General features: G+C 57.3%; 14 protein-coding genes. 1 reads left to right on the top strand and 13 read right to left on the bottom strand.

All coding sequences use genetic code 11. The features are described 5' to 3' along the window. Window positions 1-246: 246 nt before the first annotated feature. The 5 genes from ACZ0AV_RS03650 to ACZ0AV_RS03630 all read right to left on the bottom strand — a co-directional run bounded on the left by ACZ0AV_RS03650 (window position 247) and on the right by ACZ0AV_RS03630 (window position 3,100). The gene (locus tag ACZ0AV_RS03650; protein WP_499149771.1) at window positions 247-771 is read right to left on the bottom strand and encodes a S26 family signal peptidase; all 525 of its coding nucleotides are present in this window, start codon (window positions 769-771) and stop codon (window positions 247-249) included. Then, a complete protein-coding gene (locus ACZ0AV_RS03645) occupies window positions 768-1,010 on the bottom strand; it encodes a hypothetical protein (protein WP_499149770.1) in 243 nt (80 codons plus the stop codon). Before ACZ0AV_RS03645 ends, ACZ0AV_RS03650 begins: the two co-directional genes overlap by 4 nt. Then, window positions 1,007-1,645, bottom strand: coding sequence for a ParA family partition ATPase (gene parA / locus ACZ0AV_RS03640; RefSeq protein WP_499149769.1), 639 nt, complete (start codon window positions 1,643-1,645; stop codon window positions 1,007-1,009). Before parA ends, ACZ0AV_RS03645 begins: the two co-directional genes overlap by 4 nt. Before the next feature lie 244 nt (window positions 1,646-1,889). After that, window positions 1,890-2,717, bottom strand: a complete 828-nt coding sequence (locus tag ACZ0AV_RS03635) for a replication initiator protein A (protein ID WP_499149768.1) — start codon at window positions 2,715-2,717, stop codon at window positions 1,890-1,892. An 11-nt stretch (window positions 2,718-2,728) separates the two neighbouring features. Continuing rightward, on the bottom strand, window positions 2,729-3,100 hold the full coding sequence (locus ACZ0AV_RS03630) for a helix-turn-helix transcriptional regulator (protein WP_499149767.1): 372 nt from the start codon (window positions 3,098-3,100) through the stop codon (window positions 2,729-2,731). A gap of 736 nt (window positions 3,101-3,836) precedes the next feature. Here ACZ0AV_RS03630 and ACZ0AV_RS03625 point away from each other — a divergent pair. Continuing rightward, window positions 3,837-4,310 carry a BPSL0761 family protein gene (locus tag ACZ0AV_RS03625; RefSeq protein WP_499153284.1) on the top strand — a complete coding sequence of 158 codons (474 nt, stop codon included), beginning with the start codon at window positions 3,837-3,839 and terminating at the stop codon, window positions 4,308-4,310. A gap of 126 nt (window positions 4,311-4,436) precedes the next feature. Here the strand turns inward: ACZ0AV_RS03625 and ACZ0AV_RS03620 are convergent, their stop codons facing one another. The 8 genes from ACZ0AV_RS03620 to ACZ0AV_RS03585 all read right to left on the bottom strand — a co-directional run bounded on the left by ACZ0AV_RS03620 (window position 4,437) and on the right by ACZ0AV_RS03585 (window position 12,725). Next, on the bottom strand, window positions 4,437-5,822 hold the full coding sequence (locus ACZ0AV_RS03620; protein WP_499149766.1) for an IS4 family transposase: 1,386 nt from the start codon (window positions 5,820-5,822) through the stop codon (window positions 4,437-4,439). 145 nt (window positions 5,823-5,967) lie between these two features. Beyond that, entirely contained in the window at window positions 5,968-6,183 is a 216-nt protein-coding gene (locus ACZ0AV_RS03615) for a DUF7740 domain-containing protein (RefSeq protein WP_499153283.1), read from the bottom strand. Between the two features lie 114 nt (window positions 6,184-6,297). Beyond that, a complete protein-coding gene (locus tag ACZ0AV_RS03610; RefSeq protein WP_499149765.1) occupies window positions 6,298-7,488 on the bottom strand; it encodes an FAD-dependent oxidoreductase in 1,191 nt (396 codons plus the stop codon). Window positions 7,489-7,766: 278 nt separating this feature from the next. Continuing rightward, window positions 7,767-8,525 (bottom strand): GntR family transcriptional regulator, encoded by a 759-nt coding sequence (locus ACZ0AV_RS03605; protein WP_499149764.1) that lies wholly within the window; start codon window positions 8,523-8,525, stop codon window positions 7,767-7,769. A 199-nt stretch (window positions 8,526-8,724) separates the two neighbouring features. Further along, window positions 8,725-9,231, bottom strand: a complete 507-nt coding sequence (locus tag ACZ0AV_RS03600) for a MaoC family dehydratase (protein ID WP_499149763.1) — start codon at window positions 9,229-9,231, stop codon at window positions 8,725-8,727. A gap of 34 nt (window positions 9,232-9,265) precedes the next feature. Then, complete coding sequence (locus ACZ0AV_RS03595) at window positions 9,266-10,372, bottom strand: CaiB/BaiF CoA transferase family protein (protein WP_499149762.1); 1,107 nt, start codon at window positions 10,370-10,372, stop codon at window positions 9,266-9,268. Next, a complete protein-coding gene (locus ACZ0AV_RS03590) occupies window positions 10,369-11,553 on the bottom strand; it encodes a CaiB/BaiF CoA transferase family protein (RefSeq protein ID WP_499149761.1) in 1,185 nt (394 codons plus the stop codon). Before ACZ0AV_RS03590 ends, ACZ0AV_RS03595 begins: the two co-directional genes overlap by 4 nt. After that, window positions 11,550-12,725 carry an acyl-CoA dehydrogenase family protein gene (locus tag ACZ0AV_RS03585; RefSeq protein ID WP_499149760.1) on the bottom strand — a complete coding sequence of 392 codons (1,176 nt, stop codon included), beginning with the start codon at window positions 12,723-12,725 and terminating at the stop codon, window positions 11,550-11,552. Before ACZ0AV_RS03585 ends, ACZ0AV_RS03590 begins: the two co-directional genes overlap by 4 nt. Between the last annotated feature and the right edge of the window lie 71 nt (window positions 12,726-12,796).

The raw sequence follows: 12,796 nt of genomic DNA, 5'->3' as shown, positions 1-12,796 counted from the left end.
CTGTGTCGCCGCCAACCCCCGTGCAGACTGCTTTTCGGGCCAACGAAGTGCCGCCCCCTTTTATCTTGCCCTCTGCTCTTTCCGTGCCTTTGCGCTCTTGGGCTGGGTAATCAGATGAGACGGATAGGCGATTTCCAAAGCTCCTGATCGGTAGGCAAGGGCAGAAGTATCTGCAGCCAGGCGGCCCGCGACCGCGCGCGCCTAGCACACGCAGTCGGCAGGCGGATCGACACGCAGAAGGTCTGTTCATCGGCGTGTCTCCAGCCACCAGGGCTGTGCCCGACCAATCACCGCGTCGACAGACACCGGGCCGAAGTAGCGGCTGTCGAACGATGCCGGGTTGCTGCTAAGCAGGAACAGCTCATCGCCAATCAGGTGCCGGCAGGCCTGCCAGATCGGTAGCGGGCGATCTTGTCGATCCCACCTCAAGCGCCCGGCAACAACAACGCCGTCGATACGCACCTGGCTGCCTTGCACGCACACCCGTTGCGGCGCCATCGCCGCCACAGTCTTCAGCAGTGGCACGTTTGTCGGTAGGTAGCCACGCTGCGCCGCCAGCGACCTTGACTCTGGCGGCAGGCGAACTAGCACCAAGTCTCCAGGCACCAACGTGTTGGCCGGCGAAATGCGGTACCAACCGACGGGCACGCTGTCGGACGCGTTGTAGATCAGCCGTGGTGGTGACGTTGTGAGCGCCACCCAACCCAGAGCAATCAGACCGCCAGCGAGCAGTGTCAGTGGCCGCCGCGCACTGCGAGCACCCAGCATCATGGCGTGGCCTCCGGAAACTGCCGCTCCAGCACGTCACGCAGCATCTCCGCCATCGTCACACCACGGTCGAAGGCCGCCAGCTTGATGCGCGTGCGCAGCGCCGGCGTCACGTCCAGCGTCAGCCGGGCGCTGTAGCGCTCGACCTTACCGTTGTCGATTTCAGCGCCTTGGCGTATCCAGGCTTCGGCCTGCGGGTCGGCCGAGGGGCGTGCACCGATACCGATACGCTTGCTGGTCATGGCGACCACCTCAGCAACTCATCCACCAGGCTGCTGATCTCGCGCGCAGCGGCGCTATTCGGCGCCAGTTCGCGGGCCAGGCGACCGGCCGCCACGCTCTCGGCGAATACGATGCGCTGGCGTACCTCGGCCTGCAGCGCTGGTAGCGGTTGGTCTGCCAATGCACCGCGCGCTTCGCGGCCGATTACCGTGGTGCTGACGCGACGGTTGATGGCGAACGCTGCACGCAGTGTGGGCCTGAACACCTGCGCCTCGCGGATCAAGCTGACCATCTCCGCGCTGGCCCACAGGTCGTAGGGGCTGGGCTGCACCGGGATCAACACGCGATCAGCCGCCAGCAACGCCGAGCGGGCGAGGGCGGCGATGCGCGGTGGCCCGTCGATGATCACGTGATCGGCGCGACGCGCCAGCTCCGGGGCTTCCTGGTGCAGCGTCTCGCGCGCCAGGCCAACGGCGCTGAACAACCTGGACAAACCTTGCTGGCTGCGCCGCTGTGTCCAGTCCAGCGCCGAGCCCTGCGGGTCGGCATCGAGCAGGATGACGTTATGCCCGCGCAGGGCCAGTTCGCCAGCGATATGGGTGGCGAGGGTGGTCTTACCCACTCCGCCTTTCTGGTTGAGCAGGGCGACGATCATGGCCAGCTCCCCCCGGCCAAACCGCCCCAATCAGCACCTGTCCACAAACGCGCGGCTGCCCAATAACAAGTTAGAGCTTTTAAGTTAGTTAAGTTAAGGGCGGCTGAAAGACGCGCCAGCCGTGGCCTGCAGAGGCGTTCGTGCGCCTGATAGCACGAGGGTGATGCGCCTGATAGCACGTGACCGGTTGCGCCTGATAGCACGACTGCTTTCACAGCTTTTGCGCAAGTTATCCCCGTGCCGTTTACGGCACGGGCCGGAAGGCGAGCAGCTCGGTCGATGGGTGCACGTGAACAACCTCCAGGCGATACCCGGGTAGCGACTGTCGGGCGACCAGCGCACGCAAGTCCAGGGCAAAGTCCGAATAGCGCGCCGAGCTGCCGGATTTGCGGTACAGATGGCGAAAGTCGAATTGCCAGCCGTCCTCCTGCTTGCCGCCGTGCTTGCGCACCAGGCGATACAGCCAGCGCTCGATACCGCCGGTGAGGCGGAAGTAGTCCGGGTCGATGGTCAGCACAAGTGCCTGATCCAGCACCCCGCTGTAGAACCAGTCCGGCAGGATTAGCTCGATACCCAGCGGCCGGCCATCTGCCGCGGCCAGCTCCTTCCACTCGTTGATCCAGGAGAAACGGTGCAAGCGCCGGCCCGTGGTCTCGCGGATGGAGGTGGCTACGCTGGTCGATTGCAGCCGGTCCAGCGCTGCTTTCAAGCGCTGGTAGTCGCGCAGCGAGGTGCCACGGCCAATGAAGCGCAATATCTGGTAGGGCGTCGCACACATCAGTCGCGAAGTGGGAATGCCCGCATCGCGCGCCTCGACGATCTGGCTGGCCGCCCAGATCAGGATGTCTGCATCCCAGATCGTGGCGATGCCGTGCTCCAAAGTGCCCTCCACACGCACCGTCACCTCGCCCGAGCGAAAGTCGATGGGGACCGTGCGGCGTGACTTGGCCAGCGAGAAGAACGGATGCGCCATCAGGTCTTGAGCGTCGCGTGGCGCCATGTCGCCGGGCAGGGCGCGGAACAGGTCCAGTTGCTCGTTCTGTGCAGACAAATCGTGATGCCGACGATTCATAAGCGAAGGTTTCACTGATCATCACGCTGTGCTCCCGGATGGCGGTCGATGTATTCGGGATCGAACGTGGTCTCAAAGCTGCGCTCACTGGCCCAGGCCTCGAGATCGGTCAGCGCATACATCACCCGCCGGCCGAATTTGTGAAAACGCGGCCCGCCGCCGATCACCCGCTGCTTCTCCAGCGTGCGCGGAGAAAGCCGCAGGAAGGCCGCGGCCTCGTTGTTGGTGAGGTAGCGAGAGGTAGGGCAGGTCTGTGGCGTCTGCGGCTCTTCAGCGCGCTCCACAGGCCGCATGGCATGCGCTGTCGGCCCGGCCTTGCGGTGCAGCGGGGCATCGAGATCGATGCGACGCGGGTGACGGGAAAGGTCGATTGAGTGCGACATGATGGGTCCTCCGTTGAGGTGGGAGGTGCACCGTGCGGCAGCCGTCGCGCTCGATCATGCCAGGTTGGGTCTGAGCGAGTGCACAGGTAGGAGAAGCGAGGATTGATACAAGGACGGTCTGGACGCTGACCGGGTACGCCCATCTACGCGCATCACTGGCCACGGCACCTAAGTGCACACATCTCCATTGGCGAAGCCCTAAGGATTTACGGGTTTACGACTTTCTGTAGAACCGGAAAACCGCACCGGCGGATTTCTGTAAATCCGTAAACGCGTAAATCCGTTTCCCCACAAATCCGTAAATCCGTGGATACGGATCCCCGGATTTGGGCAAAAACGTAAGACCGTAACGGTCTCAATACGTCTATCTATCCTATTAATTTTTAGTCATGTTTTATGATCTGCAGTTGAGCCCCCATAGCCACTGGTTATCCAGCCTATCCAGCACCTTTTTTCTCTCAATCCTGTGTCGGGCCACAGCTTTTAGTTAGCTTTTGCTAATTTTGGTCAATTTCAAGCTCCAAAACCTAACTTTTTAAAAGTGTTCCTAGGTTCACTTCTTGCCAGGTATCGCCAGCAGATAAAGGTTATGAGACAGCAAAAAGTTTCTCTTATATGAGAGGATCTAAAGACAGAAAAAACCCATAGACAAGGCGCGGCCGCTCGGGTGGATACGTCTGCTCTTATCGACGAAAACATTAAGCTAAAAGTGCGAATTGCCGAACTCGAAACTAACATGCTACCTAAAGGCCGAGTTATGTACCGACAGCATGCTAAGGAGGGAAAAGTGACAACGACGTATGAGCGTACCCGCAGCGTAGTTCAGGCCGGAGTTTTTTTGCTCGAATTGTCTAGAGATAAATCCTTGCCAGAAGCTGTTCGTTTCCAGGCGAAGCAACTTCTAAGGCATTACCCAGAAGCTTCAGATATTTGGCTAGCCGCCAAGCTTGAAGATCGTAGAAGACAAGAGTTTTCTCTCTTGGAGGACAGCCTAGGAAAATTGCCCCCAGCTTTAGCGTGCTGGTTGGTAACGGAGCCTCTGTTCTGCGATTCTGATTCGAATAGTCCACAGCCGATGCGTGCCAGTCGCGCGCACCTGGCGTTGGTTCATAACACAACTTTTCCCTTACGATGGCGTGAACCCGAATCTCCTGGATGTTCAAAAGGGGCTCACCTGCCAAAGAGTCGAGGCGAACGGCGTAAAAAATAGCTTGCGATCGTTAGCCGTCCTTATACACTTGTTCGTACAAGTGCGGCTGGCCTTTGTTTGGCAGCTAACACTTAAAATAAGAATAAGATTGAGGTTGGAAATGAAGACGTCCTACATGAATGGCACTTACTTTACCTTCCGCGGATGGCCGCAGCGCCTGACTTCTGCGCGCGCAGCAGAGCGCTTGCGCATCAGGAGTGGGTAAGGCTTTGATCTTCGCTTGAGAGCCTTGGGCTCTACTCGGCCAGGCCGATTGCCCACGCGTTTCTGACTGATCAGCTTGATTAATTCCTGAAGGTCTTCAGCAATACGCGGCACATCAAGCTGCCGCCATGTGAGCCATAGCTGGAGGCCGTGCTTGAAGCTCAGCTGCCGTGGCAAACAGTCTGTCAGCGCGGCGGACTTGAGCATGAGCAAGCGGATCAGGTTGTGTGCCAACAGATAAATCCACAGTTCCTTGATCGCCATCATGGGGCTCTTGCAGCTGAGCATTTCGAGGCCCATCGTGCTCTTGAGGTTGCGAAAATCCAGTTCGACGTGCCAGCGATCTTTGAACAAATCCCTGAGCGAGGACTTGGACGCCTGACTCACACAGCACAGCGTCGTGACCAAGATTTTTCCACCGGCTTTCAACTCGCGCACCGTGAGTGTTTCGGGTACGTTTTCGTAGGTGTCCTGGCTCATCCAGCCTGGCCGCTTCGATGGTTTAGTGACGGTAATCAGGTGATCGCGCTCACCCAGTCGCTTGCCCCGCCGGAAGTCAGTGCTGCGCCTGCGTGCACCGTATTGCTCGAACACACCATCAATTCCACGACGCTGCAATTCGTGCAACAGGAAGTAGGTCGCGTAATACGCATCGCCCAGCAACACATCGCCCTTGTTCAGCGTATCGAGCATGGAGCGCAACAGCGTTTGCTCATCCCCGCCCTTGCCTCGAAAGCGGCCAACGGCCGCGTTCAAGACCGCGCCACTGGAAAGGCAGATGATCCCAACCGCTCGACAGAGCGGAAAACCAAGCCCAGGTTTCTGCCCACGAGACTGCGGATAAGCCGCCTGATTGGCTGCAGTATCGGGCATCGTTATCGTCGTGCCATCGACCAAGCGAACCGGTCGTCCCCTCCACAAATGCGCCTCTGCGCAGAGCTTACTGATCAGATGGCTACTGCTACGAAGCAAGCTGGACACCATCTCTACCGGTAGCCGCTGGCGTGCTCTGCAGTAGCCTCCTGTATGTGTGCTGCATGGCTCAAGCCCGGCTTGCACCTGTTTGATGGCCAGATCATTGACGGCTTGCTGGCAGGAGCGATCAGCGTTCAGTGCCTGGCCCATGAACAGCGACAGCGTTTCCAATGGCGGGAACAGACGCTGCCGATAAGCAGGCAGCAATGACTCAAGTTCTTTGGATAGCTCAGGGCTGTTCAGCAATTCAATCAGAACATGGGCATCGGCATTCAGCGCATGCCGCTGGGCTCGCTGCTGTTGATAGATGACCGCGTGACGTCTAGGATTCATGCAGGCTGTTCCTTGGGCTCGGTGTGTGTTCGCAACTATCGCTCACCGGTCCCGTTGGGGTTGTTGTCCGGACCAATATGCTGCTGTCCTGGTGGCGCATGGATATTTTAAATATCAGCCTCGCGCTCAACCTCTTCGGCGGTAATTAGCCGGGCGCGATGCCCTCTACCTGTAGGCTGCCCTGCCAGTGATTTATATCTGAAATGAGCAAGGCAACCAGCTCTAGCGGCGCCGCACTTTCCATTACCGAGAACATTAGAAACCGTTTACTGCGTGGCATTCGCTGTGCGCAGCGTTTTGCAGTGGCGCTGACTGCCGCGTCTGTTCCGTGTATTTTTGCGGCCAGGAGTAGAGCAAGCATTGCGTCGGATACATTCACGAGGGGATACCGGTAAATTTGCTGAGAGTGATCTACGGGCACAGAGACCTGCCTCTTGGTTTCTTAATGGCCAGGAGGTCAGGTGTAGGGCAGTGATTAGCGCTTGAGCAGGGAAGGTGTTTCGACGTCCTTTGCCGCACCGAACATGGCTACCTGCAACTCCGGATGAGCCGCCAAGTGGCGGAGTCCGGTTAGCTGCTGTTCTAGTGCCACATCGTCCGAGCAGTGATAAACCAGCTGTTTGAGGCTAGATGCCGTTGGTGAGGCGTGTTCAAGAAATGCGCTGAGCCGCTCCTGCGAGTAGCGGTCCAGAAGTTCTTGGTCCGCCTCGCCTTTGATTACGGCTGCCAAGGCTTCGTGAAGAACGAAGATATCGAACAAGCCACTGGTCAGCCCCAATCCGCCGGTGGGATTGGTGATATGCGCTGCGTCGCCTGCGAGAAGTACTCGGCCAACGCGCATGCTTTCAGCGGCGCGCTGGTGCATCCGGTAGGGAGAGTACTGAATGACTTCGTAAGGGGTGTCTTTGGGCAGGATTTTCTCAAAGTACTTGGGAATGCGTTCGGCAACTTGTTCTTCTGGCAAGTCCAGGCTTTCGCAGTAAGTCACGCGCCAAAGGTTCTCGTTGTCGATGCGCGCGACGATCGCGCCGACGTCAGGGTCTAGCATCATGGTGGCATTGGAAAAGCCGAGTTTGGCAAAGTCCCCACGCACGTTGGTTGCGACAAAGCGCTCGGGCCAGGTAGTGCCGTCGAATCCGAGATTTTGCGACCGGCGGATAATGCTATTCGCACCGTCGGTACCGATCACCCAGCCAGCACGGATGTCTTCTTGGTGATCACTTTGCAGGGCGTGCAGAACGACGTGGTCCTCCTGCTGAGTCAGGCCAGTTACCTCGATGTTCCAGCGAATAGTGACATTGGGCAGTTTTTGCAGATGGCGCAGCGCAATCTCACCCAATTTGTTTTGGCCAAGATGCAAGTTGTACGGAGTACGACTCAAGGTTTTCAGAGGCTCCCGAGTATCCATATGGATTCGTTCGCCTGTTTTGAAAACATAGAATTGCAGGGACGAGCTGAGGAAACCGGCTTCGGTGGCTTCCTCCAGTACACCTAGCTGCTCCAGCCCGTCGAGCACCGCCCAGTGATACACCATAGCTCTAGGTGAGTGATTGAGTGCATTGCCACGCTCTAGGACGGTGACCTCAAGGCCCGCCTTGGCTAACCCAAGGGCGCAAAGCAGTCCGCTTGGGCCTGCCCCCACAATTACGACATTTTTGTTATTCATTGTTGTCACCCTGCTGTTGGGTAAAGGGAAGAGCGAGCTTCTTGACTCGTCTCCCAGGCCAGGTAGCGGCTCGGACGGAATAAGTGGTTACGCGGCATCAGAGATGCCACTACTTAATTAATGATCCGAGCATTGCATTGTCCGATTTTCGACAGCAGGAGAGGATATGTCAATATTTGTTCGTACAAATTTCTGGTTTTTAGAGCCATTGCGGCGCGCCGATGGCTCTAAGTCGAGAAAACTATGGTTTGCGCTATTTTTGTACGTACTTATCGGGTCTACGCCTTGGAGCGACGCAAGGTAAAGGAGAGGCGAAACATATCGGGCTTATGCAGGTTCAGCGCGATGATGGCCACCTTTCCAGAGGTCAGACGGTAGCGTCGACGGACTTCCATAACCGTGGTGTTGGCATCGATCTGGAGTACTTTGGCTATAGCGGCAGGGGCGTGCCCGGATTGAACAATTTGCTCGACCTCTTCAACCCGCTCACCGTAAACATCTTCAACCAGCTCATAGATAGGAGACTTATTGCGTTCCAGAAGTCTAGCTACGCCGGCATAGTCGGCGTGGATAAAGACTTCGGTCCAGCAGATAGGTAGGGGATCGTCGTCCGCATAGCGGAAGCCGGCAACATACAGCCAGCGCTGGCCTTCCGGGCAGAAAAGGCGCTCTGCTTGCTCTTCGCTACAGTCGATCATTCCGAGCGTGTCGATCTCAAAGCGCATTCCCGCAACGTAATTGATCAAGTCGCCGATGGAATTGATTTCGTGCACATACGTTTGTGCAGATCCGGGCCGTACGACCGTTGTTCCCGCGCCTTGGCGAGATGACACCAGCCCATCGTCGCGAAGCTGACGAAGTGCAGCTCTGATGGTGTGTCGGCTAACGGCAAAATGTTCGGCTAGATCCGTTTCGGTTGGAAGTTGAGTCCCTACTGGGTAGGTGCCGGAGAGGATATCGCTTTTGAGTTTCTGTACCACTTGCTTGTAAAGCGGTCCGCCAGTCGTTTTGACGTTGGTTTCCTCGGATGGACTCATATTTCCCGTGCCCTGAATGAAAATAAATATGGCACAAATTGTACGCACATCTTAAGCTTATTTCCGAGAGAATTCTGGCTGGACTTTTGGCTGGGGCGCGAGGGCTAGCACTAATGTGTGCTATTGATACGGACTTGGCGAAGACATGGTCCGGCTGGATGGCTCGGGGGTGCGTGGTGCTTTCCCCCGAGCGCGCTTGCTAATCGTCGACCGCGTAACCTCGTTTGGGCACCAGTACGGTACGTTCAAACGAAATGAAGACCGTGCCGTCCTGTTTTTTACCGTAGGTACGAACCGTGACTATTCCCTGCGTGGGACGGCTACTGGATTCGCGCTTATCCAGTACCTCTGATTCGGCATAGAGCGTGTCCCCTACGAATACTGGTGCGGATAGCTTGATCTTGTCCCAGCCAAGGTTGCCAATCGCCTTCTGACTAATATCACTAACACTCATCCCTACGACGATCGACAGAGTGAGGCAGCTGTTTACCAGCGCCTGCTTGAACTCCGATTTTTGAGCAAAATCGTTGTCGAAATGCAGTGGGTGGGTATTCATCGTCAGAAGAGTAAACCAGATGTTGTCAGTCTCAGTGACGGTGCGACCTGGCCGGTGCTCGTAGCAGTCTCCAATCTCGAAGTCTTCGTAGTAGCGACCATAGCTTTCGCGGTAGCGGTGGGGGGCTATTTCTTGTGCGATACCTACCATGATGGTTCCTTTTTATTTTTGGGTTGCCACGCCGTTACTTGATAAGCTGTTGGTTGTCCGCCCCTAGCAGGGGGGCTCGTGGGTTGAGCCGTGCGGGCTCGTTGCGAAAGCGAATAGGGCTGCCGATATGGCGCACGCCTGCCTCGTCATGCCAGACCATCTCGCGAGCGAGGGCATTAGGGTCCTCCAGCGCTTCAGGTAAGGTTTTAACCACGCCAAAGCAGATGTCCAACCGCTGAAGTAAGCCATCCCAATGCGCTAAATCATCTTGCAGAAAGCGCGCAGTCAACGCGTCAATGAGCGGCTTCTGGTGAGGGCCGGGACCTCGTTCACACAGGGGAATGAAATCCTGCAGTTGCAGAGCGTCCAGCAACAGTCGAACGAATTTCATCTCTTGGCCGGCAAGGGCAATGAAGCGTTTGTCGCGTGTTTCATAAGTGCGGTACAAAGCGCCGCCGCCGGTGGTGCGCTCGTGCTTTGCCACCGGCTGCCGTCCTTCCGCGATCGCCGGCCCCAGAATGTTGAGGCAACCCGCCAATACGGCGTCCTGCATCCCAATATCCAAGTAGTCGCCTTCGCCGGTTTGCTTACGCCGATACAATGCCATTAGGACGCCGGCCAGGCCCTGGAGGCCCGCCAGCAGGTCTGCTACCGGAACACCTGGCAAGGCTGGGCGGTCATCCTCACCCAAGGTCATGCTGAGCAGCCCGGCCAAAGCCTCGACGCCCAGGTCATGAGCAGGGCGAAAGCGATAGGGGCCAGTCTGGCCGTAGGCGCTGATGGAGCAATAGATCATGCTTGGGTTACGCGCTTTGACCTGCTCGTAGCCGACCCCTAAGCGGTTCATCACTCCTGGTCTGAACGACTCGATAAAAACATCGGCGGTTTCGCAGAGACTGAGCAGCGACTCCCTTCCTTCGGGGGTTTTCAAGTCCAGGGTAACGCTGCGCTTGCCCCGATTCAGATTGCGGAAAAACACCGTTTGCTCCTGCTGGTAAGGAGCGATCTGGCGACCCGGATCCCCTCCATCTGGATTCTCCACTTTGATGACTTCTGCCCCGTGGTCAGCCAGGGCCAGTGTCAGGTAGGGGCCGGGCAGAAAGGTCGAAAGGTCAAGTACGCGGACCCCCTCCATCTTCATTTGGTCACCTCAGCCTTCGCCAACACCGCACCCGTCAGCAGCGCCTCGTTGTCTGCGCCAAGCGGTGAGCAGACTTTTTGTTCAAGGCGTTGGCCATCAATTTTGATCGGATTGGCGAGCACCTTGAGGCCGTTTGCTGCGTGGGGATGATGCAGTCGATTGATCATCGCGTTGGTCGTTAGAAGCGGGTTTTCCATTGCCTCGGACAAACTCAGTACCGGCGCTACCGGTAGATGTCCGGTGAGAACACTCAGCCAGTGCGCTGTGGGTGCCTGGCCAAGGGCTTCATCGATTATTTCCGTAAGCTCCTGCTGGTGTTTTTTGCGCAGTTTGGCATTGGCAAAACGAAGGTCGGATTTCAGATCATCTCGCTTGAGGATCGTGATCAGTGCCTGCCAGAACTTTTCTGTCATGCACATGATGAAAATCCAACCATCTGCCGTGCGGAATGTCTGTACCGGGGCCACCGAAAGATGGGCACTACGTGCTTGGCGGACGACCTTGTGCTGTTCGTTCAGGTACCAGATTGCGGCATACCCCAACTGGTGCAGAGCTACGTCAAACAGCGAAGTGTCCACGTCGCAGCCTTGTCCTGTTTCACGCGCGCGGTGCAGTGCAGCGAGCAGGCCGACGCTGGCGGTAATGCCGGTCATGTGGTCTACCAAAGATGGCGCACCGAAGCGCGATGGCGGCCCTTCTGGTTCCCCGGTCAGGTCCATGAGGCCTGCCTCTGCCTGCATCAGGTAGTCATAGCCAGGCCAGGCCGCTCGTGTATTGTCGCGACCATAGGCGGAGATATGCAGGCACACCAGCGCGGGGTAGTCGGCGGCCAGCGTTTTATAGTCCAGTCCAAGCTTGGCTGGCAGATCTCCGCGCAGGTTATTCACCAGTGCATCGGCGCCGGCGAGCAGTCTGTTTAGCTCCGCTTTCCCCGCGTCCGACTTGATATCCAGAGTGATGCTGCTTTTGTTCATGTTCCATGTTTGAAAGTACTGACTGTCAGCGTCCCCGAGCAGATGTGGTCCGGTATGGCGAGCCGGGTCTCCGCCAATCGAGGCGTTCTCAATCTTGATTACTTCCGCGCCTAAGTCGGCAAGAAACATGGTGCCGTACGGGCCGGCGCCGAACTGTTCTACCGAAAGAATGCGCAATCCTTGCAGTGGTTTTCCTGAAGGCGTCATGCTTCGGCGCTCCGTTTCATCACTTGCTTGGCGATGATGATCCGCTGCATCTCATTAGTGCCTTCGCCGATGCAGGTGAGTGGCGCGTCGCGGTACAGCCGTTCAATGTCGTACTCCTTGGAGTAGCCGTAGGCGCCATGAATACGCATCGACTCTATGGAGTTTTCGAGTGCCGCTTCGGAAGAGAAATACTTGGCCATGCCCGCTTCCATGTCGCACCGTTCACCTCGATCAAAGATGGCCGCTGCATCCAGGGTCAAGAGCCGTGCGGCGCGGGCACGAGTCGCCATCTCGCCGAGCTTAAGCTGGATTGCTTGGTGTTCGGCAATCGGTTTGCCGAAGGTTTTCCGTGTTCCTGCGTAATCGACTGCAAGCCGGAGCGCGCCCTCGGCTATACCAACGCCGCGCGCCGCCACGTTGATACGTCCGAGTTCGAGGCCGCCTGTCGCTTGATAGAAGCCTTGCCCTTCTTCGCCGCCAATCAGGTTTTTGGCCGGTACGCGATAGTTTTCGAAGATCAGCTCGGAGGTCTCGATGGCTTTGTATCCCAGCTTCTCGAGCTTACGACCGGCGGTGAAGCCGTTGCCCTTTGGGGCAATGAATAGGCTCATGCCTTTGTGGCGTGGCTGTGCCTGTGGGTCTGTCTTGACCAGCAACGCAAAGCAGCTGCCTTCGATGCCATTCGTGATCCAAGTTTTAGCGCCATTGATGATGTAGTCATCACCATCGCGGCGGGCGGTCATACGAATACCCTGCAGGTCGGTGCCCGCGTCGGGCTCTGTCAGTGCCAGACCCCCGCGGACTTCGCCAGTGGCCAGGCGTGGGAGCCACTCATTTTTCTGATCTTCGGTGCCGAATTTCTCGATGGCCAAAGCCAGCATCAAGTGAGAGTTGAAAATACCGGTGAGTGCCATCCAATCCGATGAAATGCGCATCACGATCTGAGCGTAGGTGGACGCTGGCAGACCCAGGCCGCCGTACTCCTGGCTAATGGTGGCGCCAAAAAGGCCCAGTTCTTTCATCTGTTCTACGAGCTCGTGGGGGTAGCGATCGGCATGGTCGAAATCTTTAACTCGTGGCTTTACCTCCCGTTCCACCCAGCGATCAATGGTGTCGAAAAGTTGTTTCTCGTCGCTCGCGGTCAGCGATTGATGGCGGGGGGAATTGTGCATGTGAAGCGCCCTTCTTTTTTAAATGTACGTACAAATTATTTTTGAGTGGTGCTGTTGTCAAGCGCGTTTTT

The sequence above is a fragment of the Pseudomonas sp. AC532 genome (assembly GCF_979258965.1).
Note: the sequence above shows the minus strand (reverse complement) of the source record. Positions and strands in the feature narration are given on the sequence as shown.

Bases quoted from the DNA above. Each gene is read 5' to 3' on its own strand.
- ACZ0AV_RS03615 (WP_499153283.1), bottom strand. From the start codon at position 6,183: ATGCTTGCTCTACTCCTGGCCGCAAAAATACACGGAACAGACGCGGCA.
- ACZ0AV_RS03625 (WP_499153284.1), top strand. From the start codon at position 3,837: ATGCTACCTAAAGGCCGAGTTATGTACCGACAGCATGCTAAGGAGGGA.
- ACZ0AV_RS03595 (WP_499149762.1), bottom strand. From the start codon at position 10,372: ATGAAGATGGAGGGGGTCCGCGTACTTGACCTTTCGACCTTTCTGCCC.
- ACZ0AV_RS03650 (WP_499149771.1), bottom strand. From the start codon at position 771: ATGATGCTGGGTGCTCGCAGTGCGCGGCGGCCACTGACACTGCTCGCT.
- ACZ0AV_RS03635 (WP_499149768.1), bottom strand. From the start codon at position 2,717: ATGAATCGTCGGCATCACGATTTGTCTGCACAGAACGAGCAACTGGAC.
- ACZ0AV_RS03630 (WP_499149767.1), bottom strand. From the start codon at position 3,100: ATGTCGCACTCAATCGACCTTTCCCGTCACCCGCGTCGCATCGATCTC.
- ACZ0AV_RS03610 (WP_499149765.1), bottom strand. From the start codon at position 7,488: ATGAATAACAAAAATGTCGTAATTGTGGGGGCAGGCCCAAGCGGACTG.
- parA (WP_499149769.1), bottom strand. From the start codon at position 1,645: ATGATCGTCGCCCTGCTCAACCAGAAAGGCGGAGTGGGTAAGACCACC.
- ACZ0AV_RS03585 (WP_499149760.1), bottom strand. From the start codon at position 12,725: ATGCACAATTCCCCCCGCCATCAATCGCTGACCGCGAGCGACGAGAAA.
- ACZ0AV_RS03620 (WP_499149766.1), bottom strand. From the start codon at position 5,822: ATGAATCCTAGACGTCACGCGGTCATCTATCAACAGCAGCGAGCCCAG.
- ACZ0AV_RS03600 (WP_499149763.1), bottom strand. From the start codon at position 9,231: ATGGTAGGTATCGCACAAGAAATAGCCCCCCACCGCTACCGCGAAAGC.
- ACZ0AV_RS03645 (WP_499149770.1), bottom strand. From the start codon at position 1,010: ATGACCAGCAAGCGTATCGGTATCGGTGCACGCCCCTCGGCCGACCCG.
- ACZ0AV_RS03605 (WP_499149764.1), bottom strand. From the start codon at position 8,525: ATGAGTCCATCCGAGGAAACCAACGTCAAAACGACTGGCGGACCGCTT.
- ACZ0AV_RS03590 (WP_499149761.1), bottom strand. From the start codon at position 11,553: ATGACGCCTTCAGGAAAACCACTGCAAGGATTGCGCATTCTTTCGGTA.